The 23,402-nt window shown below is 72.7% G+C and carries 25 protein-coding genes; 8 read left to right on the top strand and 17 right to left on the bottom strand.

What is annotated here, in order from left to right:
* The first annotated feature begins 515 nt into the window (after positions 1-515).
* The 4 genes from FZ103_RS03370 to FZ103_RS03355 all read left to right on the top strand — a co-directional run bounded on the left by FZ103_RS03370 (position 516) and on the right by FZ103_RS03355 (position 3,071).
* Positions 516-884: a DUF6703 family protein gene (locus FZ103_RS03370; RefSeq protein ID WP_186355750.1), complete on the top strand. Its 369-nt coding sequence runs from the start codon at positions 516-518 to the stop codon at positions 882-884.
* Between the two features lie 84 nt (positions 885-968).
* On the top strand, positions 969-1,802 hold the full coding sequence (locus tag FZ103_RS03365) for a metal ABC transporter ATP-binding protein (RefSeq protein ID WP_186355749.1): 834 nt from the start codon (positions 969-971) through the stop codon (positions 1,800-1,802).
* Complete coding sequence (locus tag FZ103_RS03360) at positions 1,795-2,694, top strand: metal ABC transporter permease (RefSeq protein ID WP_186355748.1); 900 nt, start codon at positions 1,795-1,797, stop codon at positions 2,692-2,694. The genes FZ103_RS03365 and FZ103_RS03360 overlap by 8 nt, the downstream gene beginning before the upstream one ends.
* On the top strand, positions 2,691-3,071 hold the full coding sequence (locus FZ103_RS03355; protein WP_155998773.1) for a Fur family transcriptional regulator: 381 nt from the start codon (positions 2,691-2,693) through the stop codon (positions 3,069-3,071). The genes FZ103_RS03360 and FZ103_RS03355 overlap by 4 nt, the downstream gene beginning before the upstream one ends.
* 54 nt (positions 3,072-3,125) lie before the next feature.
* On the opposite strand, the gene FZ103_RS03350 is transcribed toward FZ103_RS03355, so the two are convergent.
* The 6 genes from FZ103_RS03350 to FZ103_RS03325 all read right to left on the bottom strand — a co-directional run bounded on the left by FZ103_RS03350 (position 3,126) and on the right by FZ103_RS03325 (position 7,154).
* The gene (locus tag FZ103_RS03350; protein WP_155998772.1) at positions 3,126-3,941 is read right to left on the bottom strand and encodes an SGNH/GDSL hydrolase family protein; all 816 of its coding nucleotides are present in this window, start codon (positions 3,939-3,941) and stop codon (positions 3,126-3,128) included.
* A 119-nt stretch (positions 3,942-4,060) separates the two neighbouring features.
* The gene (locus FZ103_RS03345; protein WP_343233358.1) at positions 4,061-4,885 is read right to left on the bottom strand and encodes an SGNH/GDSL hydrolase family protein; all 825 of its coding nucleotides are present in this window, start codon (positions 4,883-4,885) and stop codon (positions 4,061-4,063) included.
* Positions 4,882-5,718 carry an isoprenyl transferase gene (locus tag FZ103_RS03340; protein ID WP_155998771.1) on the bottom strand — a complete coding sequence of 279 codons (837 nt, stop codon included), beginning with the start codon at positions 5,716-5,718 and terminating at the stop codon, positions 4,882-4,884. Before FZ103_RS03340 ends, FZ103_RS03345 begins: the two co-directional genes overlap by 4 nt.
* Positions 5,715-6,446 carry a DNA repair protein RecO gene (gene recO / locus FZ103_RS03335; RefSeq protein WP_186355747.1) on the bottom strand — a complete coding sequence of 244 codons (732 nt, stop codon included), beginning with the start codon at positions 6,444-6,446 and terminating at the stop codon, positions 5,715-5,717. Before recO ends, FZ103_RS03340 begins: the two co-directional genes overlap by 4 nt.
* A 70-nt stretch (positions 6,447-6,516) precedes the next feature.
* On the bottom strand, positions 6,517-6,924 hold the full coding sequence (locus tag FZ103_RS03330; RefSeq protein ID WP_155998770.1) for a type II toxin-antitoxin system VapC family toxin: 408 nt from the start codon (positions 6,922-6,924) through the stop codon (positions 6,517-6,519).
* Complete coding sequence (locus FZ103_RS03325; RefSeq protein ID WP_155998769.1) at positions 6,921-7,154, bottom strand: hypothetical protein; 234 nt, start codon at positions 7,152-7,154, stop codon at positions 6,921-6,923. The genes FZ103_RS03330 and FZ103_RS03325 overlap by 4 nt, the downstream gene beginning before the upstream one ends.
* Before the next feature lie 303 nt (positions 7,155-7,457).
* Between FZ103_RS03325 and FZ103_RS03320 the strand changes: the two genes are divergently transcribed.
* Positions 7,458-8,246 (top strand): CAP domain-containing protein, encoded by a 789-nt coding sequence (locus tag FZ103_RS03320; RefSeq protein WP_343233357.1) that lies wholly within the window; start codon positions 7,458-7,460, stop codon positions 8,244-8,246.
* A gap of 82 nt (positions 8,247-8,328) precedes the next feature.
* Here FZ103_RS03320 and leuA read toward each other — a convergent pair whose 3' ends face one another.
* The 4 genes from leuA to FZ103_RS03300 form a co-directional block, all read right to left on the bottom strand.
* Positions 8,329-10,053, bottom strand: coding sequence for a 2-isopropylmalate synthase (leuA, locus tag FZ103_RS03315; RefSeq protein ID WP_155998767.1), 1,725 nt, complete (start codon positions 10,051-10,053; stop codon positions 8,329-8,331).
* A gap of 275 nt (positions 10,054-10,328) precedes the next feature.
* On the bottom strand, positions 10,329-12,050 hold the full coding sequence (gene gcl / locus FZ103_RS03310) for a glyoxylate carboligase (RefSeq protein ID WP_155998766.1): 1,722 nt from the start codon (positions 12,048-12,050) through the stop codon (positions 10,329-10,331).
* A 145-nt stretch (positions 12,051-12,195) separates the two neighbouring features.
* The gene (locus FZ103_RS03305; RefSeq protein WP_155998765.1) at positions 12,196-13,083 is read right to left on the bottom strand and encodes a 2-hydroxy-3-oxopropionate reductase; all 888 of its coding nucleotides are present in this window, start codon (positions 13,081-13,083) and stop codon (positions 12,196-12,198) included.
* Between the two features lie 169 nt (positions 13,084-13,252).
* A complete protein-coding gene (locus tag FZ103_RS03300) occupies positions 13,253-14,053 on the bottom strand; it encodes a hydroxypyruvate isomerase family protein (RefSeq protein ID WP_155998764.1) in 801 nt (266 codons plus the stop codon).
* An 804-nt stretch (positions 14,054-14,857) separates the two neighbouring features.
* On the opposite strand from FZ103_RS03300, the gene FZ103_RS03295 reads away from it, so the two are divergent.
* A complete protein-coding gene (locus FZ103_RS03295; RefSeq protein WP_343233368.1) occupies positions 14,858-15,592 on the top strand; it encodes an IclR family transcriptional regulator in 735 nt (244 codons plus the stop codon).
* Between the two features lie 33 nt (positions 15,593-15,625).
* Here FZ103_RS03295 and era read toward each other — a convergent pair whose 3' ends face one another.
* The 6 genes from era to FZ103_RS25285 all read right to left on the bottom strand — a co-directional run bounded on the left by era (position 15,626) and on the right by FZ103_RS25285 (position 20,702).
* Positions 15,626-16,594 (bottom strand): GTPase Era, encoded by a 969-nt coding sequence (gene era, locus FZ103_RS03290; protein ID WP_155998762.1) that lies wholly within the window; start codon positions 16,592-16,594, stop codon positions 15,626-15,628.
* 62 nt (positions 16,595-16,656) lie between these two features.
* Positions 16,657-17,010, bottom strand: a complete 354-nt coding sequence (locus FZ103_RS03285) for a cytidine deaminase (protein WP_186355746.1) — start codon at positions 17,008-17,010, stop codon at positions 16,657-16,659.
* A 72-nt stretch (positions 17,011-17,082) separates the two neighbouring features.
* A complete protein-coding gene (locus FZ103_RS03280; protein WP_155998761.1) occupies positions 17,083-18,465 on the bottom strand; it encodes a hemolysin family protein in 1,383 nt (460 codons plus the stop codon).
* Positions 18,462-18,959, bottom strand: a complete 498-nt coding sequence (ybeY, locus tag FZ103_RS03275) for an rRNA maturation RNase YbeY (protein WP_155998760.1) — start codon at positions 18,957-18,959, stop codon at positions 18,462-18,464. The genes FZ103_RS03280 and ybeY overlap by 4 nt, the downstream gene beginning before the upstream one ends.
* Before the next feature lie 92 nt (positions 18,960-19,051).
* Positions 19,052-20,092 carry a PhoH family protein gene (locus FZ103_RS03270; protein WP_155998759.1) on the bottom strand — a complete coding sequence of 347 codons (1,041 nt, stop codon included), beginning with the start codon at positions 20,090-20,092 and terminating at the stop codon, positions 19,052-19,054.
* Positions 20,093-20,345: 253 nt separating this feature from the next.
* Positions 20,346-20,702 carry a histidine triad nucleotide-binding protein gene (locus tag FZ103_RS25285; protein WP_343233356.1) on the bottom strand — a complete coding sequence of 119 codons (357 nt, stop codon included), beginning with the start codon at positions 20,700-20,702 and terminating at the stop codon, positions 20,346-20,348.
* A 524-nt stretch (positions 20,703-21,226) separates the two neighbouring features.
* Here FZ103_RS25285 and FZ103_RS03260 point away from each other — a divergent pair.
* Together FZ103_RS03260 and FZ103_RS03255 are read left to right on the top strand one after the other, a co-directional pair.
* A complete protein-coding gene (locus FZ103_RS03260; protein WP_155998879.1) occupies positions 21,227-21,757 on the top strand; it encodes a SigE family RNA polymerase sigma factor in 531 nt (176 codons plus the stop codon).
* Complete coding sequence (locus FZ103_RS03255; RefSeq protein ID WP_155998757.1) at positions 21,754-22,500, top strand: hypothetical protein; 747 nt, start codon at positions 21,754-21,756, stop codon at positions 22,498-22,500. The genes FZ103_RS03260 and FZ103_RS03255 overlap by 4 nt, the downstream gene beginning before the upstream one ends.
* 61 nt (positions 22,501-22,561) lie before the next feature.
* On the opposite strand, the gene FZ103_RS03250 is transcribed toward FZ103_RS03255, so the two are convergent.
* Positions 22,562-23,338: a 16S rRNA (uracil(1498)-N(3))-methyltransferase gene (locus FZ103_RS03250; protein WP_186355745.1), complete on the bottom strand. Its 777-nt coding sequence runs from the start codon at positions 23,336-23,338 to the stop codon at positions 22,562-22,564.
* Between the last annotated feature and the right edge of the window lie 64 nt (positions 23,339-23,402).

The following is a 23,402-nucleotide window of genomic DNA, read 5'->3' as shown; positions in this document are numbered from 1 at the left end:
AAAAACTATCTCCCGACGTGTCTGCTGCGGAGCACGAAGATCGGACGGCGCTGTCCTGCGGCGACTTTCGGCCAACCTAGGTCACCGTGTGTAAGTGACCGGTAAATCTCCGCCGCGACCGCCGGTCCTGCGGTGTGAGTGCTCCTACAAAATAACGCGGTCGGCGAGTCCCCACCGCACAGGCCACCCGCCGTCCGGCGTTTCGCACCCGCGGGCGCTCCCCCGGCCGGCTCGGGGGGGGGGGCGGGAGCCACCGGCGGCCCGCGCAAGCCCGCCCACCAGGGGCGGCGCACCCGCCGTCGCCGCACAGGGGACTGCGGGGCCCCTGCGCGAGTATGCGGGGCGCGGCGCCGTCTGGACCGACGAGCGAGGAGGGAAGACCGCGCATCGAAGCGCCCCGCACACCCGCGGGAGAAGCGGAAAACCCGCGCTGCCGCTTTCGACGGACAGGGCCTAAGCTTTTCGGTCAGGAGCCGCCGCGGAGGGATGCGGGGGCAGTCAGGGCGGAGGAGAAGGTGGCGGCCAAGCGCAGGGACGCAGCGGGAGCGGCCGGGGGTTCGCGGCCGCTGCCGCAGGGCGACGCGTTCTACACACCCGGTGCCGGGCGGCTGCGCCAGGAGATCGAGCGGCGCAGCGCGGTGCCGCTGATATGGCTGCACAACGCGCCGCGCCTGCTGCTGCCTGCGGTGATGGGCGCCGTGCTCATCGCCGGCCTGGTGCTCGCGGGCGTCGTCGGCGCACTGCTGCTGGGACTGCTCGCGCTGTTCTTCGCCTGGCTGGCGTTTCTGACCTGGCCCCGCCTGCGCGGCGCCGAGCGGATCACCCGGGTGGCCGCGATCGCCGTGCTGCTCGGCCTGGGCCTGCTGCAGAGCGGCCTGTTCTGAGCCGCTGTCCGCTGCCTCCTCCAGCGGGCGCGGTCCGCCTTCGCCAGTTTTGACAATCGTTTTCGTTTTCTCCATACTTTCAGAGTGTCCACGCTTACCACCGGAGTGCCTGCTCGCGGCCGGACCTCCCCCGGCACCGCCCCTGCCGTCCGCGTGGCCGACGCCTCGGTCTCCTACGACCGAACGCCGGTGCTGACCGGGGTGAGCATCGAGGTCCCCGCCGGCGAGGTCCTGGCCGTCCTGGGCCCAAACGGTTCGGGCAAGTCCACGCTGATGCGGGCGATGCTGGGCCTGACGCCGCTCGCCTCGGGAAGCGTCGAGCTGCACGGCACGCCGCTGCGCCGGTTCCGCCGGTGGGACCGGATCGGCTACGTCCCCCAGCGGCTCTCGGCCGGAGGCGGAGTCCCCGCCACCGTGCGCGAGGTGGTCGCCTCCGGGCAGGTGGTCCGGCGGCGCCGGCTGCACCGCGCCACGCGCGCCGAGCGCGCCGCGGTCGGCGAGGCGCTGGAGGCGGTCGATCTGGCCGACCGCGGCCGCGACTCCGTGCACGAACTCTCGGCCGGACAGCAGCAGCGGGTGCTCATCGCCCGCGCGCTGGCCGCGCGGCCCGACACCTTCTTCATGGACGAGCCCATGGCCGGCGTCGACGCCGCCAACCAGCGCGCGCTCGCCCGCACCGTCACCCGCCTCAGCGAGCAGGGGGCCACGATCGTGCTGGTCCTGCACGAACTCGGTCCGCTGGAACCGCTGATCGGGCGCAGCGTCGTCCTCTCCGGCGGCCGCATCACCCACGACGGCGCCCCGCCCCGCCCCGAAGGCGAGTGCGCGCGCCCCGGGCACGAGCACCTGCACCCGCACGCCGACACCGGGCCGGCGGCCTCCGCCCTTCCCGACATCGAGGTGCCCCGCCGTGACTGAGATGCTCCAGCTGGACTTCATGCGCCGGGCGCTGCTGGCCGCAGTCCTGGTGGGCATGGTCGCGCCGGTCATCGGCACGTTCCTGGTGCAGCGCCGACTCGCGCTGCTGGGCGACGGCATCGGCCACGTGGCGCTCACCGGTGTCGCGCTGGGCTTCCTCACCAGCACCTCCCCGGTCGTCACCGCGGCGATCGTCTCCGCGCTGGGGGCGGGGCTGATCGAGCTGGTGCGGGTGCGCGCGCGAACCAGCGGCGACATCGCCCTCGCGCTGCTGTTCTACGGCGGTATCGCCGGGGGCGTGCTGCTGATCGGGCTGGCGCCGGGCACCTCCACCGCCACCCTGACGGCCTACCTGTTCGGCTCCGTCAGCACGGTCACCAGCGGCGACATCGTCGTGGTCGCGGTGCTGGCGGTGCTGGTGCTGGGCACGGTGGGCTACTTCGGCCGCGAACTGTTCGTGCTGTGCCAGGACGAGGAGGTGGCCCGCGCCCACGGTCTTCCCGTGCGCCTGCTGAGCCTGGTCATCGCCGTCACGGCCGCACTGACCGTCGTCCTGGCGATGCGGGTCGTGGGCGTGCTGCTGGTCAGCGCGCTGATGGTGGTGCCCGTGGCGGCGGCCCAGCAGCTCAGCCGCAGCTTCCGGATCACCCTGGCGCTGGCCGTGGCCATCGGCGTCGCCGCGTCGCTGGGCGGGCTGTCCACCGCCTATTACGTCGACGTCGCGCCGGGGGCGGCCATCGTGCTGCTGACCCTGGGCGTCTTCGCGGCGGCCGTGGCGGCCGGGTACCTGCTGCGCGGTGCACGCGGGGCCGTCCGCGCCCCCCGCGGCGGCGCGGACGCGCCCGCGCCGGGTACGATTCCCCAGACCGAGCAGGGGGGCGTAGCACCATGAGCACACGACGCGAGACCGTACGCCAGGCCCTCAACGAGAGCACCGGGTTCCGCAGCGCCCAGGACCTCTACGCGGACCTGCGCTCGGAGGGTTCCAAGATCGGCCTGACGACCGTCTACCGGGCGCTGCAAGCCCTCAGCGACTCCGGCGAGATCGACGTTCTGCGCACCGACGACGGCGAGGCCGTCTACCGCGCCTGCATCACCGACACCCACCACCACCATCTGGTCTGCCGCACGTGCGGCAAGGCCGTGGAGGTCGAGGGCCCGCAGGTGGAGCGCTGGGCCGACGCCGTGGGCGCCCAGCACGGGTTCACCGACATCACCCATACCGTCGAGGTCTTCGGTACCTGCGCCGCCTGCGCCTCCGGCGAGTGACCGGCTGAGCCGCGGGGCCGGGCGCCCGCGGCGCCCGCCCCCGATGTGCTCGCGTCAGCGTCCGCGCGGTGCCGGCTGCAGCGGCTCCAGCTCGGGGCGCTTGGGCGTGCGCCCGTCGCCGGAGGAGCGCCCGGTCAGCCGCCGGCCGATCCAGGGCACCAGGTGCTCCCGAGCCCACAGCAGGTCCTGCTGGCGGGCGGCGCTCCAGGGGCGCGGAGCCTCGGCGGGCCAGGGCTCGCGCCAGTCGGCGGGCGGGCAGGCCTCCAGGATCTCGCACACCCGCAGCGCGATGCGGCGGTGCCCCTCGGGGGAGAAGTGCAGCCGGTCGCTGCTCCAGGCCCGCTGGTCCTGCAGCACCCGCATGCTCCAGATGTCGACCACGTCGCAGCCGTAGTCGTCGGCGATCGCCCGCAGGTGCATGTTGTAGGTGGCGATCTTGCCGCGCAGGTGGCGCATCACCGGCTGGAACGCGGTGTCCATACCGGTGAAGACGACGATGCGCGCGCCGGTGGCCGACAGCCGCCGTACCGCGGTCTCGAAGATCCGCGCGGTCAGGTCGGGGTCGCCGCCGGGGCGGATGATGTCGTTGCCCCCGGCGCACAGGGTGACCAGGTCCGGCCGCAGCTCGACGGCGCGCGGTACCTGGTCGTGCACGATCTGGCGGATGAGCTTGCCGCGCACGGCGAGGTTGGCGTAGCGGACCTCGCCGCAGGTGGCGGCCAGGTGCTCGGCGAGCCGATCGGCCCAGCCCCGGTAGCGCACCCGGCCGGTGCCCTCCGACTCGGGATGGGGGTCGTCCAGACCCTCGGTGAAACTGTCGCCCAACGCGACGTAGGAAACGATGTCGCGCCCCGTGGAAAACCCGCTCATGGTTTCCGATGATGCACCGCGCCCCCGGGGTTACGCGACGGTAGGTTCGGGGGTCCGCGGGCGCTGTAACGACTCTCACGCGCGGCGGGCGGTGCGCGCCCCGACCGCGCGCCTCGAGCTCAGCCGTCGGAGCGGTCGGCGTGCTCCCGGGGGATCACCGGCGCCAGGTCGGGGCGCTTGGCGCGCACGTCGTCGCCGGAGGAGCGCCCGGTCAGCCGCCGGCCGATCCAGGGCACCAGGTGCTCGCGGGCCCACTGCGCGTCGGCGCGGCGCGCGGCGCGGCGGTCCAGCGGCGGCGCGGGCGGCCAGTCGTCGTCGCCGCTGCCCTCGACCGGTATCCCGAGGGTCGCGCAGACCTTCAGCGCCAGCCTGCGGTGGCCTTCGGAGGACATGTGCAGGCGGTCGGCGTCCCAGGCGCGCGGGTCGGTCAGGGAGCGCATGGACCACTGGTCGACCAGGTAGCAGCCGTGGCGGTCGGCGATGGAGCGGATGTTGAGGTAGTAGCGGGCGAACGTGCCGATGCGCAGCCGCATGAAGCCGCCGCTGAAGTTCACGCCGGTGAACAGCACGACGTCGGCGCCGGCCTCGCGGAGCCGGCGCACCGCCTGCTCCAGGACCCGGGCGAGCCGGTCGGGGTCGCCGCCGGGACGCAGCAGGTCGTTGCCGCCCGCGGAGATACTCGCCAGGTCGGGGGCCAGCTCGGCGGCGCGGGGCAGCTGGTCGGTGACGATCTGGCGCATGAGCTTGCCGCGCACGGCCAGGTTGGCGTAGCGCAGCCCCGGCGCGTGCTCGGCCAGGTGCTCGGCGACGCGGTCGGCCCAGCCGCGGTAGAGCACGCGCCCGCCGGTCTGCTCGGGCGGGTAGGGATCGCCCACCCCTTCGGTGAAGCTGTCGCCCAGCGCGACGAAGTCCAGGGCGGTGCGGTCGAGGTCGAGCGGGCTCACCGCGCCTCCCCGGCGTCGTGAGGGGCGGGTTCGACCGGGTTGGGCACGGCTCCGCCGTAGCGGCGGTCGCGGCTGGCGTAGATCTCGCAGGCGTGCCAGAAGTGCCGCCTGTCGAAGTCGGGCCAGAGGGTGTCCAGGAACACCATCTCGGCATAGGCCGACTGCCACAGCAGGAAGTTGGAGGTGCGCTGCTCGCCGGAGGAGCGCAGGAACAGGTCGACGTCGGGCAGCTCGGGCTCGTCGAGGTACTTGGCCAGTGTGGCCTCGGTGATGCGGTCGGGGTTGATGCGGCCTTGGGCGGCCAGGCGGGCGATGGCCGCGGCGGCGTCGGTGATCTCGGCGCGACCGCCGTAGTTGACGCAGAACTGCAGGGTCAGCGCGGTGTTGTCCTTGGTCATCTCCTCGGCGTCCTCAAGCTCGGAGATGACGCTCTTCCACAGCCGCCCGCGCCGCCCTGCCCAGCGGACCCGCACGCCCATCGCGTGCAGTTCGTCGCGGCGGCGGCGGATCACCTCGCGGTTGAAGCCCATGAGGAAGCGCACCTCCTCCGGCGAGCGCTTCCAGTTCTCGGTGGAGAAGGCGTAGGCCGACAGGCAGCCCACGCCCAGCTCCAGGGCGCCCTCGACGACGTCGAACAGCGAGCTCTCGCCGGCCCGGTGGCCCTCGGTGCGCGCCAGACCGCGCTCCTTGGCCCAACGGCCGTTGCCGTCCATGACGATCGCCACGTGGTCGGGGACCAGCTCCTTGGGCAGCTCCGGCGGCCGGGCCCCGCTGGGGTGCGGGTTGGGCGGCCGGTAGGCCCGGGTGGCGGCGGAGGTGTTGAACAGGCTCAAGAGCGCTCCACAAGACGCAGCGATCGGATTCCGTTCTCCAGGTGCCACTGGAGGTAGGCGGCCACCAGTCCGCTGCACTCGTTGCGGTGGCGCTCCTCGCTGGCGTCGGCCGCGGGCCAGTCGCCGCCGAGCAGGGCCAGCATGAGTTGGAGGGTCTGTGCAGCGGGATGGGTGGCGCCGTGGGGGCGGCACACCGTGCACACCGAGCCCCCGGCGTGCACGGCGAAGGAGCGGTGCTCCCCGCGCGTGCCGCATTTGGCGCACTCGTTGAGGGCGGGCGCGTAGCCGGCGACCGCCAGGGAGCGCAGCAGGTAGGCGTCCAGCACCAGGCGGGAGTCGTGGCTGCCCTCGCCCAGCGTGCGCAGCGCCCCGATGAGCAGCAGGAACTGCCGCAGGGCCGGGTCCTTCTCGACGACGACGATCTTCTCGGCGGTCTCCAGCATCGCGGTGGCCGCGGTGTAGCGGGAGTAGTCGCCGACGATGGACTCGCCGTAGGCGCGCACGGTCTCGGCCTGGGTGATCACATCGAGCGTGCGGCCCGTGTAGAGCTGCAGGTCGACGTGGCTGAAGGGCTCCAGGCGGGCGCCGAAGCGCGACTTGGTGCGCCGCACCCCCTTGCCCACCGCGCGGACCAGCCCGGTGCGCCGGGTCAGCAGCGTGACGATGCGGTCGGCCTCGCCCAGCTTCTGGGTGCGCAGGACCACGCCTTCGTCACGGTAGAGACTCACCCCTCCATTGTCGCGGATGCCGGACACGAACGCGCACGTCGTCCACAGCCGGCAGGCGGAGAACGACGTGTCACGCCCGGGGATGATGCAGAATCCGCGCCCGGTGCCCCGACGCCTTGGCGATCTTCGCGTCATCAGTCAGGAGCGGAAGATCCAATGCTTCAGCAAGCGCGACGTACATGGCGTCGTAAGCGGTGAGGTTGTGGCGCAGTTCGTAGCAGCGGAATTGCAGATCGACCATGGGGTAGCGGGTGATGTGCAGTTCCCGATAGCGCGTCAGCATGGTCCGTGCGCGCTCGTCGGAGATCCGCGTGGCGGGCTTCGCAGTCATGGACAAGCCGCGGATCACACTGGAGACTTCCGCATCGATCAGTTCGGGAGCATGGACTCGCCGCGTGAGGCGACGGCGCAGCAGCTCGTCCTCGCGATGCGCCGCGAGCAGCCGGATGACGATCGAGCAGTCGACGACGCAGCTCATCGGCGGCCGTCGTTCATGAACTCCCGCAGGTCGTCCATGGAGTAGTCGATCGGGTCGTCGTTCGCCAGGCGATCCATCACCTCGGCGGGGTCCGGATGTCCTGCTTCCTCGATGATCAGCTCGCGCAGATAGGCGGCGAACGACAGTCCTCGGCGAGCTGCTCGCGCCTTGAGCACGTCCACCGCCTCTGAGGGGACGTCCCGAACTTGGACAACCGATGTCTCACCCATGCGCCCAAGGCTAGCATGCACGGCGCATGCACGCATCGTGCACCACGGTCGTGTGGGACCGCGGCCCAGGCCGACCATCGAGCCTGGCCAGACAAATCCGGCAAATCACGTCCAATGCTCCCCTTCCGTCTCGATTTGCTCTACGATCACGCGCGAGTCACGACGATCCCGAACGAACGGGGGCTCGACGCCATGGCAGGGAGACGGCGCGGACAGCGGAGGAGGAGCGGGCGCCGCGGGCGCGGATGGTCTTCTCGCGGGGCCGCGCGGCCGCGGCGCGGGTCCGGGCTGCGGCGGGCGCTCGTGGGAGCGCTGGCGGCCGTACCGGTGGGCCTGGGCCTGGCGGCGGCGCTGATCGTGGCCGCCGGCCCGCCCCCGTCCAATCCCCTCGTGCAAAACCCCCAGGCCGGTGCGGACTCCGCTCCGGGCGCCGCGGACGAGGCGCTGCCTCCGGCACCCGACGACTTCTTCCCCTCCCCCGAGGACGGCGGCTCCCCGCAGGGGCAGCAGGACGGCTCGGGCGCCGGCGGCGGGGCGGGCGGCGCAGGCGAGCCGAGCGCACCTGCCGGTCCCCCCGATGCGGTGGCCGAGGGCGCGGCCACCCTGGCCCCGTCCCAGCGGCCGGAGGAGGACGGGCAGGACGGCTCCGGATCCGACGCGGGATCGCAGGAGCCCGGCGGCTCCGAAGACGGCTCTGCGGGCTCCTCCGGGGGCGGCGCGGAGCCCTCCGCGGCGGCCCGGCAGGTGGTGGCGCTGGCCAACGAGGAGCGCGCCGATGCGGGATGCCCCCCGCTGAGCGTGGACCCGCGGCTGACCGCGGCCTCAGAGGCCCACAGCCGGGACATGGCCGCCCGCGACTACATGGCCCATGAGAGCCCCGAAGGCGAGGGCCCCGCCGAGCGCGCCGAGGAGGCCGGCTACCACGCCTGGTCGGGCGAGAACGTGGCGGCGGGCTACACCTCGCCCGAGGCGGTCATGGAGGGCTGGATGAACAGCCCCGGCCACCGCGCCAACATTCTCAACTGCGCCAACACCGAGGTGGGCGTCGCCGAGACCGACACCAAGTGGGCGCAGAACTTCGGAACCGGGTGAGATGGCCGATACGCCGCGGCGGCGCAGGTGCGCCTGCGCCGCCGCGGCCGCGTCCGGGGCGGGCACGCCCGCCGGGCCGGTCTCAGCCCTCGGCCGCCGCCTCGGCGTGGGCCCGGCCGATGGCGCTGCACACCGCCCTCAGCGAGGCCGTGGTGATGTTGTGGTGGATGCCCACTCCCCACACCGTGCGGCCGTCGATCTCGGCCTCGACATAGGCGGCGGCGCGGGCGTCGCTGCCCACGTCGAGCGAGTGCTCCACGTAGTCCAGCACGCGGACCTTGGTGTCGACGTCGGTCAGCGCGTCGCAGAACGCCGAGATGGGGCCCTGGCCGGTGCCGGTGATCTCGCGGATCTCGCCCTGGGCCCGGACGTCGGCGCTGATGCGGTAGCCGCCGTCCTCGGAGGTCTGCGAGCGGTGCGCCAGCACGCCCACGGGGCCGTCCTCGCCGAGGTAGGTCCGCGAGAAGATCTCCCAGATCCGCTCTCCGGTGAACTCCCCGCCCTCGGTGTCGGTGAACTCCTGGACCTTGTGGGAGAACTCGATCTGCAGGCGGCGCGGGATGTCCAGCGCGTGGTCGCGGTGCAGGATGTAGGAGACGCCGCCCTTGCCGGACTGGCTGTTGACCCGGATCACGGCCTCGTAGTTGCGGCCCACGTCCTTGGGGTCGATGGGCAGGTAGGGCACGTGCCAGGGGTAGTCGGAGACCCGCGTGCCCTCCTGGGCCGCGTCCTGCTCCAGCGCCGCCAGGCCCTTCTTGATGGCGTCCTGGTGGGAGCCGGAGAAGGCCGTGTAGACCAGGTCGCCGCCGTAGGGGTGGCGCGGGGCGACCGGCAGCTGGGTGCAGTGCTCGACGGTGCGCCGGATGGCGTCGATGTCGGAGAAGTCGATCATCGGGTCGACGCCCTGGCTGAACAGGTTCATGCCCAGGGTGACCAGGTCGACGTTGCCGGTGCGCTCGCCGTGGCCGAACAGGCAGCCCTCCACGCGGTCGGCGCCGGCCATCACGGCCAGCTCGGCCGAGGCGATGCCGGTGCCGCGGTCGTTGTGGGGGTGGACCGACAGGCACACGTGCTCGCGCCGGGACAGGTTGCGGCTCATCCACTCGATCTGGTCGGCGTAGACGTTGGGCGTGGACCGCTCGACGGTGGCCGGCAGGTTGAGGATGATCTCGCGGCCGGGACCGGGCCGCCACTCGTCCATGACCGCCTCGCAGACCTCCAGGGCGAAGTCCAGCTCGGTGTCGATGAAGATCTCGGGCGAGTACTCGTAGCCGACGTAGTGCGCATCGCCCAGGTACTGCTCGATGCAGCGCATGACCGTGCGGGTGCCGTCGACGGCGATCTGCTTGCAGCCCTCGCGGTCGACACCGAAGACGACGCGGCGGAACTCCGGTGCGGTGGCGTTGTACAGGTGCACGGTGGAGCGCTTGGCGCCCACCAGGCTCTGCACGGTGCGCTCGATCAAATCCGGGCGGGCCTGGGTCAGCACGGAGATCTGCACGTCGTCGGGGATCAGGTCGTCCTCGATCAGGCTGCGTACGAAGTCGAAGTCGGTCTGGCTGGCGGAGGGGAAGCCGACCTCGATCTCCTTGTAGCCCGTGCGCACCAGCAGCGCGAACATCTCGTGCTTGCGCTGGGGGTCCATCGGCTCGATCAGCGCCTGGTTGCCGTCGCGCAGGTCGGTGGAGAGCCAGCGCGGGGCGGCGGTGATGGTCGCGGAGGGCCATGTGCGGTCGGGCAGGTCGACCGCCGGAAAGGGGCGGTAGCGGTGGAAGGGCATGCCACTGGGTTGCTGATTGGGCACCATCGAAAAGGCTCCTCGAAAAGACTGTGCGGCATCCAGCGTCTCCGCGCCGGGAATGGGGAGACGAGCTGGGAGCGAGCGGTGTAGGCCGACCTGTACACGCCGAAGCCCCGCGGCGAGGGAGTCGACCTTGTCAGCGACCCCCGCCGCGGCCGCTAAGGAGGAGCAGCTCGCACAGCATGGTGATTGCCACCGTAGCAGAACCCCGGCACCGCCGGGGCGAGGGGCCCGCCCGGACGGTGCGGCGCCGGTCCGCCACCCGGCGCCGCACCGCCGGCTCAGGCCGTCGCGCCGGGCAGCGGCTCGAACTCCTTGACGGCGTCGATCGCCGGCCCGTGGGGCGTGTTGGCCTCGCGTTCGATCATGATCTCCACCAGCACCGGGCGCGAGGTGCGCTGGGCCTCCTTGCGCGCCCAGTCGATCGCGCCGCGGATGTCGCCGGGCTCGGTGACCCGGCGCCCGGTGCAGCCGTAGGCCTCCATGATCTTGACGTTGTCGGTGCCGTACTCGTCGTAGTGGATGTCGACCTGATAGTTCATGCCGTAGGGGATCTCGGCCTGGCGGATCAGCCCCAGGTACTCGTTGTTGAGCATGACGAGCACGAACGGCACGTCGTACTGGGCGGCGACGGCCAGTTCCTCCACGGTGTACTGGAAGCTGTAGTCGCCGACGACGCCGACCACCTCGGCGTCGGGGTCGGTGTGCTTGAGGGCCTTCTTCACGCCGATCGCGGCGGGGATCTCCCAGCCGAGCGGGCCGGCCTGGCCGCAGACCTGGTAGTGGCGCGGCAGGTGGGCCTTCTGGTGCTGGCCGCCCCAGATCTGGTAGAGGCCGATGGCGGTCACGAAGTAGGTCTCCGGACCGAAGGCCTCGTTGATCTCCTTGTAGACCCGCGGCGCCTTGATCGGGACGGCGTCGAAGTCCTCGCGGCGTCCCAGCTCCTCCTTGAGCCGGTTGACGCGGGCCACCCACGGTCCGGGGCCCCGGGCGGGGCCGCGGCGGGCGGCGCGGTCGGCCAGCGCCTTGAGGAACAGGCCGGCGTCGGAGACCACGCCCAGGTCCGGCTCGAAGACCTTGCCGATCTGGGTGGGTTCGATGTCGACGTGGATGAACCTGCGGTCGCCGCGGTAGACGTCGAGCGCGCCGGTGTGGCGGTCGCCGAAGCGCGCGCCCACCGCCAGCACCAGGTCCGACTCCAGGAACGAGGCGTTGCCGTAGCGCTGCGAGGTCTGGATGCCGGTCATGCCCGCGAACAGCGGGCTGTCCTCGTCGAAGGCGCCCTTGCCCATCAGCGTCGTCTGCACGGGCACGCTCAGGTACTCGGCGACCTCGCGCAGGTCGCCGGCCGCCTCGGCGATGACCACGCCGCCCCCGGCCAGGATGAGCGGGCGCTCGGCCTCCAGCAGCATGTCCAGCGCCCGCTCCACCCGCGGCGGGTGGGGCGCGACGGGGTGGATCGGGAACGGGGCGTCGATGGCCGGGTCGTACTCGATGGTCTGCTGGGCGATGTCCAGCGGCAGGTCGACCAGCACCGGGCCGGGGCGCCCCTCGCGGGCGACGCGGAAGGCCTCGCGGAAGATCCACGGCGCCTGGCCGGCCTCCTTGAGCTGGACCGCCCACTTGGTCACCGGCGCGGCGATCTCGACGATGTCGACGGCCTGGAAGGCCTCCTGGTGCAGTTTGGTCGAGACGTTCTGGCCGGTGATGCAGACCATGGGGATGGAGTCGGCCATGGCGGTGTACAGGCCGGTGATCATGTTGGTGCCGGCCGGGCCGGAGGTGCCGATGGCCACTCCCACGGCGCCGTTGGTGCGCGCCCAGCCGTCGGCCATGTGGGTGGCGCCCTCTTCGTGGCGGACGGTCAGGTGCTCGATGCCGCCCACCTCCTCAAGCGCCTTGTAGAGCGGTAGGACGGCTGCTCCCGGGCAGCCGAACGCCGTGTCGACGCCCTCGGACTTGAGGACCTCGACCACCGCGTTCATCGCGGGCATCTGTACCATGTTCGCTGAACCCTTACTGTGTTAGCCGCTAGTGGGGTTTCAGGGGCCGTCGGCGGAACGCCGGGTGCGGCCAACACCCGGGCGCCCCTTCGCGGTCGCACGCGAGGCGGGGCGGGTTTCCGCCGGCGGGCCCGTTCGCCGGGGTCTACTTCTGCTCGGTGGCGAGCTGGTCGACGAGCTTCAGCAGCGCCGAGTGGTCCAGGCCCCCGTGGCCCTGGGCCTTGAGCGCGCCGATGAACTGCGCCACCAGCGAACCCATCGAGATCGGCACGCCCGCCTCGCGGGCCGCGGCGGTGACGATGCCCATGTCCTTGTCGTGCAGCGCGATGCGGAATCCGGGCTCGAAGCGGCGGTGGCGCATGGCCTCGCCCTTGCGGGTGAGCACGGTGCTGCCGGCCAGGCCGCCGTTGAGGACGCGCAGGCCCGCCTCGGTCTCGACGCCGTGGGCCTCCAGGAACACCAGCGCCTCGGCGACGAGCTGGATGTTGCCCGCGACGATGAGCTGGTTGGCGGCCTTGACGGTCTGGCCGGCGCCGGAGGGCCCCACGAGCACGGCCGTGCCCAGCGGGGCGAACACCTCGGCGGCGGAGTCGAAGTCGGCGGCGTCCCCGCCGACCATGATGGACAGCACGCCCTCGACCGCCCCGGCCTCCCCGCCGCTGACGGGCGCGTCGAGGACCCGCAGGCCGCGCTTGGCGCCCTCCTCGGCGACGGCGCGCGCGGTGTCGGGGCGGATGGTGCTCATGTCGACGACCAGGGTCCCCGGCGCCGCGCTGTCGAAGACGCCGCCGGCGGAGTACATGACCTCCTCCACGTCGGGCGAGTCGGGGACCATGGTGATGACGACGTCGGCGCCGGCGACGGCCTCGGCGGGCGAGGCCGCGGGGCTGCCGCCCGCGCCGGCGAGGCGGTCGTTCTGCTGGGGACTGCGGTCGTAGCCGCGCACGGTGAAGCCCGCGGAGACGAGGTTGGCGGCCATGGGCAGGCCCATGATGCCGAGCCCGATGAACGCGATCGTCCGGTTCTGGGACATGGATGTTCCCTCCTTGCACAGGGCGGTCGGGATGCAGGCGCGGGGTGCGCCGGCGGGACGGGGCGGGCGCCCGCGCCGGACGCGGGGCGCAGCGGGGTGGCGGTGCCGAGCGGGCGCCGCGTGCGGCAGGGCGGCGCCCGGGCGGCGCGGGTGTCCGCAGCGGCCGCGCTCAGCCGCGCAGCCAGCCGAAGCTGTCGGCGGTGGCGCCGGTGGGCTTGTACTCCAGCCCCACGTACCCGCTGTAGCCGCCCTCCTGCGCGGCGGCGAGCAGGTCCATCAGGGGGAGTTCGCCGCTGCCCGGCTCGCCGCGGCCGGGAGAGTCGGCGATCTGGATGTGGCCGAACTCGGCGGCGTGGTCACGCACGACGGCGGCGACGTCGTCGCCGTTGACGGCCAGGTGGAAGAAGTCGGCCAGCAGTGCGACGTTGCCGGCGCCCGCCTCCCGCGCGGCGGCGACGAAGGCGCGCCCCTGCGCGGCGGTGAGCAGCGGGTAGTCGGCGGAGCCGCTGATCGGTTCGATGAGCACCGTGCCGCCGACCGCCTCCAGGGCCTTGGCGGCGGCCAGGGTGTTCTGCAGGGCGGTCTCGTCGTGCTCGGCGGGGTCCACGCCTTCCTGGCGCAGGCCGTAGAGCGCGTTGAAGGCGGTCGTGCCGGTGCGTTCGGCGATCCCTGCGACGACGTCGAGGTTGTCGCGGAACTCCTGGACCCGGTCCGGGTGGCAGAGGACGCCGCGGTCCGGTCCGGGCAGGCGCCCGGCGAACAGGTTCAGCCCGGTGAGGCTGACGCCGGCGTCCTCGATCGCGGCGACGAACGCGTCGACCTCGGCGTCGCCGGGTGCGGCACTCTCGAAGGGCCACCAGAACTCGACGGCGTCGAACCCGGCCCGGCGCGCGGCCGCGGGGCGCTCGTTCACGGGGAGCTCGGTGAACAGTAGGGAGCAGTTGACGGTGTAGGGCAGCGAGTGGCTCATGGCTCGCCTCCGGGTGAGAGCGGGAAGGGGCGGTGCGGTCGCGCAGCATCCGGGCGGGGTCCGGGCCGCGGCGTATGGCTGGAGACCCGTGGGAGGGGTCGATGAAGCAGCGGGGTGGCCGTGTCGGCATCGCTGTCGCCGCACGGGTTCTCGTGCTCGACTTTCACGATGCAGAATAAAGTTTTCACTTGAAGGAATAACTGTGAGTTTGCGCCACGCCCATGGGGTTGTCAACCACCCCTGGCGCGCTACTTCGCACCCGCACCCCGGCCGAAGGCACCGGCACCGCCTCGCCACCGCTGCCGCTGAGCACCTCCGCTCCGAGCCGGGTACGGTCGCATCCGCGCACGGCCGCGACCGCCCCGCCACGTGCCGCGGATCCGCCGGCACCGCACCCGGCACCGGATCCCGCCCATGTGCTTCCATATAGCGAACTCAGACTTCTACAATTCGAAACCGAGGCGCGAGTGGGCGTGGGGGGCGCGCCCCGCACACCCGCGGGAAAGCCCGAGCGGGTGTGCGGGGCGCGGCGCCGTCTGGACTGACGAGCGAGGAAGCGAGGCCCCGAGCGAGGAGGGAAGGCGGCGCCTCAAAGCACCCCGCAGGCCCGCGGAAAACACCCGCGACCGAGCGAGGAGGGAAGACGGCGCGTCGAAGCGCCCCGCACACCTGCGGGAAAATGGAGTCGGTGGGACGCCGCGCCCCGAGCGCCGCGGCCGCCGCACGACGATGGGAGCAGCAGACTTGGCTACGTCACAGGAGGCGGTCGGCGCCCAGGCCGAACCCCGGGTGCGCTCGGGCGGCGTGCAGTCGCTGGACCGCGCGTTCGCACTGCTGGAGATCATGGCCGACGCCGGAGGCGAGGTCTCCCTGAGCCAGCTCGCCGAGGCGTCCGGCCTCCCGCTGCCCACCATCCACCGCATCATCCGCACCCTGCTGTCCAACGGCTACGTGCGCCAGCTCCCCTCGCGGCGCTACGCGCTGGGCCCCCGCCTGATCGGCCTGGGCGACAGCGCCTCGCGGATGCTGGGCACCTGGGCGCGGCCGCACCTGACCCACCTCGTCGACGAGCTGGGCGAGACGGCCAATCTGGCCATGCTCGACGGCGACAAGGTCGTCTACGTCGCCCAAGTGCCCTCCCCGCACGCGATGCGGATGTTCACCGAGGTCGGCCGGCGCGTGCCGGCCCACTCGGCGGGCGTGGGCAAGGCGCTGCTGGCCCAGCTGCCCGAGAAGGAGGCGCTGGCCACCCTGCGCAGGACCGGCATGCCCGCCGCCACCGACCGCACCATCACCACCACCGAGGCGTTCGTCGCCGAGATGAACCGCATCCGCGAGCGGGGCTATGCCATCGACGACGGCGAGCAGGAGATCGGCGTGCGCTGCCTCGCGGTTCCCGTACAGGGCGGGCCGGCGATGACGGCGGTCTCGATTTCGGGCCCCGAAGCCCGGGTGAGCTGGGACTTCGTCGCGCGCGCCGCCCCGATCGTGCGCCGCATCGCACTGCAGCTGGCCGGCGATCTCGACCACCGCGACTAGCCGGGCAGGGCCGCGGCGCCGGCCGGCCGCGGTTCAGGTCTGCTGGTCGAAGCCGAGCCGGCGCAGCTGCTTGGGGTCGCGCTGCCAGTCCTTGGCCACCCGCACCCGCAGGTCCAAGTACACCTTGGTGCCCAGCAGCGCCTCGATGTGGCGGCGGGCGACCGAGCCCACCTCCCGCAGCCGGGCTCCCTTGGCGCCGATCACGATCGCCTTCTGGCTGGGGCGCTCCACATACAGCGACGCGTAGACGTCGATCATCTCGCGGCCCGCTCGGGTGTCCTCGCGCGGCAGCATCTCCTCGACCACCACCGCGATGGAGTGCGGCAGCTCGTCGCGGACCCCCTCAAGCGACGCCTCGCGGATCAGCTCGGCGACGAGCATCTCCTCGGGCTCGTCGGTGAGGTCGCCCCCGGGATACAGCGGCGGCCCCTCGGGAAGGTGCCCGCACAGCACGTCGGCGACCGTGTCGACCTGGAACCCGCTCTCGGCGGAGACGGGGACGATGTCGGCCCACTCCCCCAGTTGCTCGACGGCCACCAGCTGCTCGGCGACCGCGGCCCGGTCGGCGCGGTCGGTCTTGGTGACCAGCGCGACGACCGGGGTCTCGCGCTGCGCGGCGAGCTCGCGGGCGATGTAGGTGTCGCCGCGCCCGATCGGCTCGTCGGCGGGGACGCAGAAGCCGATCACGTCGACCTCGACCAGGGTCGAGCGCACCAGGCTGTCCAGCCGCTCCCCCAGCAGTGTGCGCGGCTTGTGCAGGCCGGGCGTGTCCACGATGATCAGCTGGGCGTCGTCGCGGTGCACGATCCCGCGCACGGTGCGCCGGGTGGTCTGCGGCCGGGTGCTGGTGATGGCCACCTTCTGGCCCACCAGCGCGTTCATCAGGGTCGACTTGCCCACGTTGGGGCGGCCGACGAAGCAGGCGAAGCCGCTTTTGAAGCCCTCCGGGTAGGAGGGCATCGCCAGCGGCGTCCGCAGCTTGTCCAGGTCGAGGTCGTCCATCTCTCCAGTCTCGTCTGCTCCCGCGGCGGGCGCCACCGCCGCGGTGTCGGGCGCTCGCGCGCTCAGGCGCGCAGAGCCGCCGTGGGGGTGCCGTCGGGGGCGGCGAGCAGCACCAGGGGCGTCTTCATGTCGGCAGCGACCGCCCGGTCGGCCTCGGCGGCCTCGGCGGCGCCGGTGACGATCGCCGCCGCCTCCAGGGCCGCGGCCTCGCTGGAGACCGCGGCCGCGACGGCCGCCTGCAGCGCCGTCAGCTTCAGCGACGGCAGAGCCACCGTGACGGCCGTGTAGGTGCGGCCCGTCTCGTCGCGCACGGCGGCGCCCTCGGCGGCGCCGGTGCGGGCGCGCGAGGCGCGCGCGAGGGTGATCAGCTTCTCGTCCTCGGGGTCGAGCGGTTCCGGCGCGGCGGTCTCGGTCACGGGCACTCTCCTCCAGCTGTCTCGTCGGTCTGGGCGGCCGGGTGCGCACCGGGCGAGCGGCCGGACCGCGGCTCACTCCTCATCGGGCGGCTCGGGCTCCAGGGCCTCCACCAGGACCGTGGCGGTCTGGTTGCGGCGCCCCACCGTGTCCTCGGCTGTCAGCCGCAACCCAGCGTAGACGGCCTGGGACCCGGTGATGGGCACCCGCCCCAGCGCGTAGGCGAGCAGGCCGCCGACCGTCTCGACGTCGGGCACGTCCAGCTCGATGCCGAACAGCTCGGCCAGCTCGCCCAGCGGCAGGCGGGCGGTGACGCGCGCCCGGCGCTCGTCCAGGCGCTCGATGGGCGGGATCTCGTCGTCGTACTCGTCGGTGATCTCGCCGACGATCTCCTCGACGATGTCCTCGATGGTGACCAGCCCGGCGGTGCCGCCGTACTCGTCGATCACCACGGCGGCGTGGATGCGGCGCTGCTGCATGTCGCGCAGCAGCTCGTCGATGGGCTTGGAGTCGGGCACGTAGGAGGCGGCGCGCATCACCTCGCCCACGGTCCGGGCCTCGCCCGCGCCCCCGTCCTGCACGCCGCGCGCCCACTCCTGGCGCATGCGCGCGACCACGTCTTTGAGGTAGACGATGCCCACGACGTCGTCCTCGTCCTCGCCGGTGACCGGGATGCGCGAGAAGCCGCTGCGCAGCGCAAGGGAAAGGCCGTCGTCCAGGGACGCGTCGCGCTCGACGAAGACGATGTCGGTGCGCGGGACCATGACCTCGCGCACCGAGGTGTCGTCGAGCTTGAACACCGAGTGAATCATCTCGCGCTCTTCGGCGTCGATCACATGGCCGCGCTCGGCCAGGTCGACCAGGCGGCGCAGCTCGCTCTCACTGGTGAAGGGGCCGCTGCGGTCCCCGATGTTGCGCGGGGTCAGCGACCGGCCCAGGCGCACCAGCAGGTGGGAGACCGGCCCCAGAACGGGCGCCAGGGGCGCGAGGGCGGTGACGCTCGCCGCGGCCACCGAGGGCGCGAACTGGCGCCCCAGGATGCGCGGAGTGACGCCGACGAACACGTAGTCGACGGCGGTCATCACCACCACCGCGCAGGCGGCGGCCCACCAGCCCAGACCCAGCCAGCCGAGGAAGCCCACCGCCAGCGACACCGCCGCCAGCGCCTCGCAGGCCACCCGCAGCAGCAGCACCGCGTTCAGGTGCGGGGTCGGTTCGGCCAGGACCCGGCGCAGGCGCCGGGCGCCCGCGCTGTCGTCGGCGGCCTGCTCCAGTTCCATCCCGGCGGTGCGCGTGACCGCGACCTCGGCGCTCACGAAGAACGCCGCGGCCAGGGAGAACACCAGCGCGGCCGGGAACGCGTAGAGCGGGTCGAGGGTGCCTTGGCCCGCGGCCGCGGCCAGGATTGCCGGGTCGGCGACCGCCACCGGTCCCGCACCCGGCGAGCCGGGGCTCATCGGGCCGTGTCTTCTCTCTCCTGCGGCGTGCCGGCGATCGAGCCCTCAGCGGCGCGCCAGCCCGAGAGCAGTTCGCCCTGCAGCCCGAACATCTCCTTGTGCTCGTCGGGCTCGGCGTGGTCGTAGCCCAGGAGGTGGAGGATGCCGTGGGTGCACAGCAGGTCGATCTCCTCCTGGGCGCTGTGGCCGGCCTTCTCGGCCTGGCGCGCGGCGACCTGCGGGCAGATGATCACATCGCCCAGCACGCCCGGTTCGGAGGGGCGGTCCTGGCCGCCGGGGCGCAGCTCGTCCATCGGGAACGACAGCACGTCGGTGGGTCCGGGCTCGTCCATCCAGCGCACGTGCAGCTCGGTCATCGGCTCCTCGTCGACGAGGACGACCGACAGCTCGGCCAGCGGGTGGATCCGCATGGCGTCCAGCACGTAGCGGGCCAGGCGGGAGAGGCGTTCCTCGTCGGCCGGGACGCCGGACTCGTTCGCGACGTCAATGCTCATTGCTCAGCGCGCCTTCATCTCGTGGTCGGTGTCGGGAGGCGGCACGCAGGCCGCCGCTCCCGCCGGGGGCGGGGCGGCGGCCTGCTGCGGTGTCATCCGGTGGTGCCGGTGCTCTTGCGGGGCGCTCCCGGCCGTCCGCGCGCGCCCTGGGACCCGTTCTGCTGCATGTCGTACCGACCATAGGCGTCGACGATGGCGCTGACCAGCTTGTGCCGCACCACGTCGGTGCTGCTCAGGCGGCAGAAACCGATGTCGTCGATGCCGTGGAGGATGTTCTCGATGGTGCGCAGCCCGCTGGTGGTGCCGTCAGGCAGGTCGACCTGGGTGACGTCGCCCGTGACCACGATCTTCGAGCCGAAGCCCAGCCGCGTCAGGAACATCTTCATCTGCTCGGGCGAGGTGTTCTGCGCCTCGTCGAGGATGATGAAGGAGTCGTTGAGCGTGCGGCCGCGCATGTAGGCCAGCGGCGCGACCTCGATCGTGCCCGCCGACATCAGCTTGGGGATCGACTCCGGCGCCAGCATGTCGTGCAGGGCGTCGTAAAGCGGGCGCAGGTAGGGGTCGATCTTCTCGTAGAGGGTGCCCGGCAGGAATCCCAGCCGCTCGCCGGCCTCGACCGCGGGCCGGGTCAGGATGATCCGGTTGACCTGCTTGTTCTGCAGCGCCTTGACCGCCTTGGCCATGGCCAGATACGTCTTGCCCGTGCCGGCGGGGCCGATGCCGAAGACCACGGTGTGGCGGTCGATGGCGTCGACGTAGCGCTTCTGGTTGAGGGTCTTGGGCCGGATCGTGCGCCCGCGCGCCGAGAGGATGTTGTGCGTCAGCACTTCGGCGGGACGCTCGCCGTCGCCGCTGGAGCGCAGCATGCCCAGCGTGCGGTCGATGGCGTCGGGGGTGACCACGGTGCCGTTCTTGACCAGTTCCAGCAGCTCTTCGATCAGCCGCACGACCACCGAGGTCTCCTCGGGACTGCCGCTGATCGTGATCTCGTTGCCGCGGACGTGGATGTCGCTGTCGAACGAGCGCTCGACGCTGTGGAGCAGCTCGTCGCCCGAGCCCAGCAGGTTGACCATCATGTGCTCTTCGGGCACCACGATCTTGACCTGAGTGCTCTGTTGTGTTGACTCGACCATGATGTGGCCTTGCGGCCGTCTCGCCCCTGCCTCTCGCGTGTACGGAGTTTCGGGTTCGCCTGACGCGCGGCCCCGCACCGGGGACGTGATCACCGTGGCCGCAGTGATCGAAGCGAACTCTGTCGTCGATTCCAGTCTACCAACGGCGCCTGGTGAGCCCGAGCGGTTTGTGCTCCGCCCTCGGCCGAAGCGCCGCGCCGCCCGAGGTCCCCGCCGAAGCACTCCGCACCCTGCTTGTCCGCCGTATCCCGCCTCATCCGGGAGGCCACTCCATGCCGCGGCCGCCCAGCAGGTGGCAGTGCAGGTGGAAGACCGTCTGACCGGCGCCGGAGCCGGTGTTGAAGACGAGGCGGTAGCCGGTGCCCGCGATGCCCTCCTCCTCGGCGAGGGCGTGCGCCTCGGCGACGATCTCGTCCACCAGGCCGGTCTCGGCCCGGGCGGCCGATGCGACGTCGGGGTGGTGCTCGCGCGGGATGACCAGGATGTGAGTGGGCGCCTGCGGGTTGATGTCGCGGAAGGCCAGCACGCGCTCGCCGTCGCGGACGATCTCAGCGGGCACCTGGCCGGCGGCGATCTTGCAGAACAGGCAGTCGGACTCGGCTGTGGTCACCGTTGGGCCCCTCCGTCTCCGTTGTCGAACGCGGTCGCTGCGGCGGCGGGTTCGCCGGTCCGCACGGGCGCCCCTCCATGATGCCCGAGGTGCGGACGCATGATGCCCGTGGTGCGCGCGGGGCGGAGCGGGCGGGCGGGGAGATTCCGCCGCGACTGCGGCCATCCGGCTGCCGAGCGTCCCCGCAATCTTCTACGGTTGCGTCGTGCCCCTCTTCATCGGTGTGCCTCGTACCGTCGTCCCCTCAGCAAGCGGTGATTCCGTGCGGTCTCCCCACCCCCTCGCGCCGCCGCCCGCAGTACCGCCGCGGCGCGTTCCCCGCCGCGCCGGGGGCTATCCTTACCCCAGGCGGGACGGGCGTCCCGCCGCCCTGTACTGTCGGCCCCCCATCGCGGGCAGCGCAGGCAGCGGGACAGCCGGGGGCCGCACCATCCCGGCGACGACGAGGCGGAACGAGAAGTACAGGTATGCCCTTTCGTAAACCGGACGACAAGGGCGCGCGTCAAACCGACGTGACTGAAACGATGGTCGCAGGAGCCTCAGCGCCACCGGTGGACATCGACTGGGACGCCGATCAAGCCGTCACCCAGCTCTACACCACGCAGTACCGACCGCTGGTGCGGCTGGCCACCCTGCTCGTTCGCGACTCCGCCACCGCCGAGGAAGTGGTGCAGGACGCCTTCGTCGCCATGCACGGCGCCTGGCGGCGGCTGCGCGATCCGAACAAGGCCCTGTCCTACCTGCGCCAGTCGGTCGTCAACCGGGCCCGTTCCGTACTGCGGCACCGGGCCGTGGTCGAAAAGCACGCGCCCAAGGCCCTGCCCGACGCTCCCAGCGCCGAGCAGGGAGCCATGGGCGAACTCGAGCGAGCGGCCGTCATCGAGGCCCTGCGCGAGCTCCCCACCCGCCAGCGTGAGGCGATCGTGCTCCGGTATTACGGTGATCTATCGGAGGCGCAGATCGCAGACGCGATGGGCATCAGCCGCGGCGCCGTCAAAAGCCACACCGCACGGGGGATAGCCGCGCTCCGCTCGGTTCTGGAGCAGACGACATGACCGAACCACCCGAGGACCCGATCGAAGAGCGCCTCCGCGCCATCCTGCGCGCCGAGGCGGACTCCGTCGATCCCTCCCCGGAGGCGCTCAACGCCATCCGGGCCCGCACCCAGCGCACCAGTTGGCTGACGGCCCTGGTCAACGCCTCGTGGCTGCGCCCCTCCCTGGCAGTGGGAGCCGCCGCGTTGATCGCCTGCTCCGTCCTGCTGGGCACTCCGCAGGTACGCGACCAGATCCTGCCGCAGTCGCTGACCACGCCGACCGAGGACACGCAGACTCCGCCCGAGGACGGCGGCGGCTCCGAGGGAGCCGAAACCGAACCCGGCCGCGTCCCGCCCCGGCCCGATCCCGCCGAGCGCCCCAGCGGCGGCGCCGATCCCACATCCGGCCCCGCCGCCCCCGATGAGCCCGACAGCAGCGCGGTGCCCTTCGGCACGACCGAGCACTGCGCCACCGGGTCCTCGCCCGCGCCCGATCCCCAGCCCAGCGCCACGGCCGGCACCGGCGGCACCGGGGACGGCCAGACCTCCGGCGACGAGTGCGCCTCCAGCGGCGACCCGGTCGAGCCCAGCGAGGAGCCGCCACCGCAGGATCCGGGTGACGGATCCACCGGCGACTCCACTCCGCCGCCCGCCGGCGGCGGCGACACCGGCGGCGACGGCGGGGACACCCCCACCACGGCGCCCGACACCTCCGCCGGCGCGGGTGCCGACACCGGCGACACCGTTACCGAGACCAACTAGGCAGGGCGGCGGCCCGCACGCGGCCCAAGCACGCGCGCGGGCCGCCGGCCCGCGCGCGGCCTCACCACCGGCCGCAGCGCGCCTGCAGTACCGCCAGGGCGGCCACTCCGGCCGTTGAGGTGCGCAGCACCGTGGGGCCCAGCAGCGCGCGGACCGCGCCCGCGGCGTCCAGGGCGCGCAGTTCGCTGTCGGAGAACCCGCCTTCCGGGCCGACCACGACGACGATCCCCCCGGCGTCGGGCCGCCCGGCGTCCCCCTGCGCCGCGGCCTCCAGTACCGGCGCGGGCAGCGGCACCGACGACAGCCGGGAGCCGGCGTCCTCGTGCAGCACGATCCCCGCACCGGCGGCCGCCACGTGCGCGCAGACCTCGCCGGTTCCGGCCAGCTCGGCCACCTCGGGCACCCGGCTGCGCCGCGACTGCTTGGCGGCCTCCCGCGCTGTCGAGCGCCATTTGGCCAGCGCCTTGGGGGCGCGCTCGGGCTTCCAGCGGGTGATGCACCGCTCGGCCGCCCAGGGCACGATGCGGTCCACGCCCGCCTCGGTCATGACCTCCACCGCCAGCTCGCCGCGGTCGCCCTTGGGCAGCGCCTGCACCACGGTCAGGTGCGGGTGCGGCGCCGGCTCGACTCCGCGCTCCTCCACCGCGCAGACGACGCGGTCCTTGCCGACCTCAAGCACGCGGCAGCGCGCCCGGGTCCCGGCTCCGTCGACCAGGTGGACGGTCTCGCCCGCGGCGATCCGCCGCACCGCCGCGGCGTGCCTGCCCTCGGGGCCGGACAGCACGACGGTGTCGGCGTCGAGTTCGCCCGGTTCACTGAGGAAGACCAGTGGTGTCACATGTCACCCGCTTCCACGGTCCGCGGCCCGACACAGGCACGGGCCGGCGCCGCGACGTGCGCGG

This window comes from Streptomonospora sp. PA3, assembly GCF_009728995.1.
GTDB lineage: Bacteria > Actinomycetota > Actinomycetes > Streptosporangiales > Streptosporangiaceae > Streptomonospora.
This window is presented reverse-complemented; position numbering and strand designations above follow the sequence as displayed.

Excerpts from the sequence above, each read along its gene's own strand:
- FZ103_RS03355 (WP_155998773.1), top strand. The coding sequence starts at position 2,691 with ATGAGCACACGACGCGAGACCGTACGCCAGGCCCTCAACGAGAGCACC.
- FZ103_RS03350 (WP_155998772.1), bottom strand. The coding sequence starts at position 3,941 with ATGAGCGGGTTTTCCACGGGGCGCGACATCGTTTCCTACGTCGCGTTG.
- FZ103_RS03330 (WP_155998770.1), bottom strand. The coding sequence starts at position 6,924 with ATGAGCTGCGTCGTCGACTGCTCGATCGTCATCCGGCTGCTCGCGGCG.
- FZ103_RS03325 (WP_155998769.1), bottom strand. The coding sequence starts at position 7,154 with ATGGGTGAGACATCGGTTGTCCAAGTTCGGGACGTCCCCTCAGAGGCG.
- leuA (WP_155998767.1), bottom strand. The coding sequence starts at position 10,053 with ATGGTGCCCAATCAGCAACCCAGTGGCATGCCCTTCCACCGCTACCGC.
- gcl (WP_155998766.1), bottom strand. The coding sequence starts at position 12,050 with ATGGTACAGATGCCCGCGATGAACGCGGTGGTCGAGGTCCTCAAGTCC.
- FZ103_RS03305 (WP_155998765.1), bottom strand. The coding sequence starts at position 13,083 with ATGTCCCAGAACCGGACGATCGCGTTCATCGGGCTCGGCATCATGGGC.
- FZ103_RS03300 (WP_155998764.1), bottom strand. The coding sequence starts at position 14,053 with ATGAGCCACTCGCTGCCCTACACCGTCAACTGCTCCCTACTGTTCACC.
- era (WP_155998762.1), bottom strand. The coding sequence starts at position 16,594 with ATGGACGACCTCGACCTGGACAAGCTGCGGACGCCGCTGGCGATGCCC.
- FZ103_RS03280 (WP_155998761.1), bottom strand. The coding sequence starts at position 18,465 with ATGAGCCCCGGCTCGCCGGGTGCGGGACCGGTGGCGGTCGCCGACCCG.
- ybeY (WP_155998760.1), bottom strand. The coding sequence starts at position 18,959 with ATGAGCATTGACGTCGCGAACGAGTCCGGCGTCCCGGCCGACGAGGAA.
- FZ103_RS03270 (WP_155998759.1), bottom strand. The coding sequence starts at position 20,092 with ATGGTCGAGTCAACACAACAGAGCACTCAGGTCAAGATCGTGGTGCCC.
- FZ103_RS03260 (WP_155998879.1), top strand. The coding sequence starts at position 21,227 with ATGGTCGCAGGAGCCTCAGCGCCACCGGTGGACATCGACTGGGACGCC.
- FZ103_RS03255 (WP_155998757.1), top strand. The coding sequence starts at position 21,754 with ATGACCGAACCACCCGAGGACCCGATCGAAGAGCGCCTCCGCGCCATC.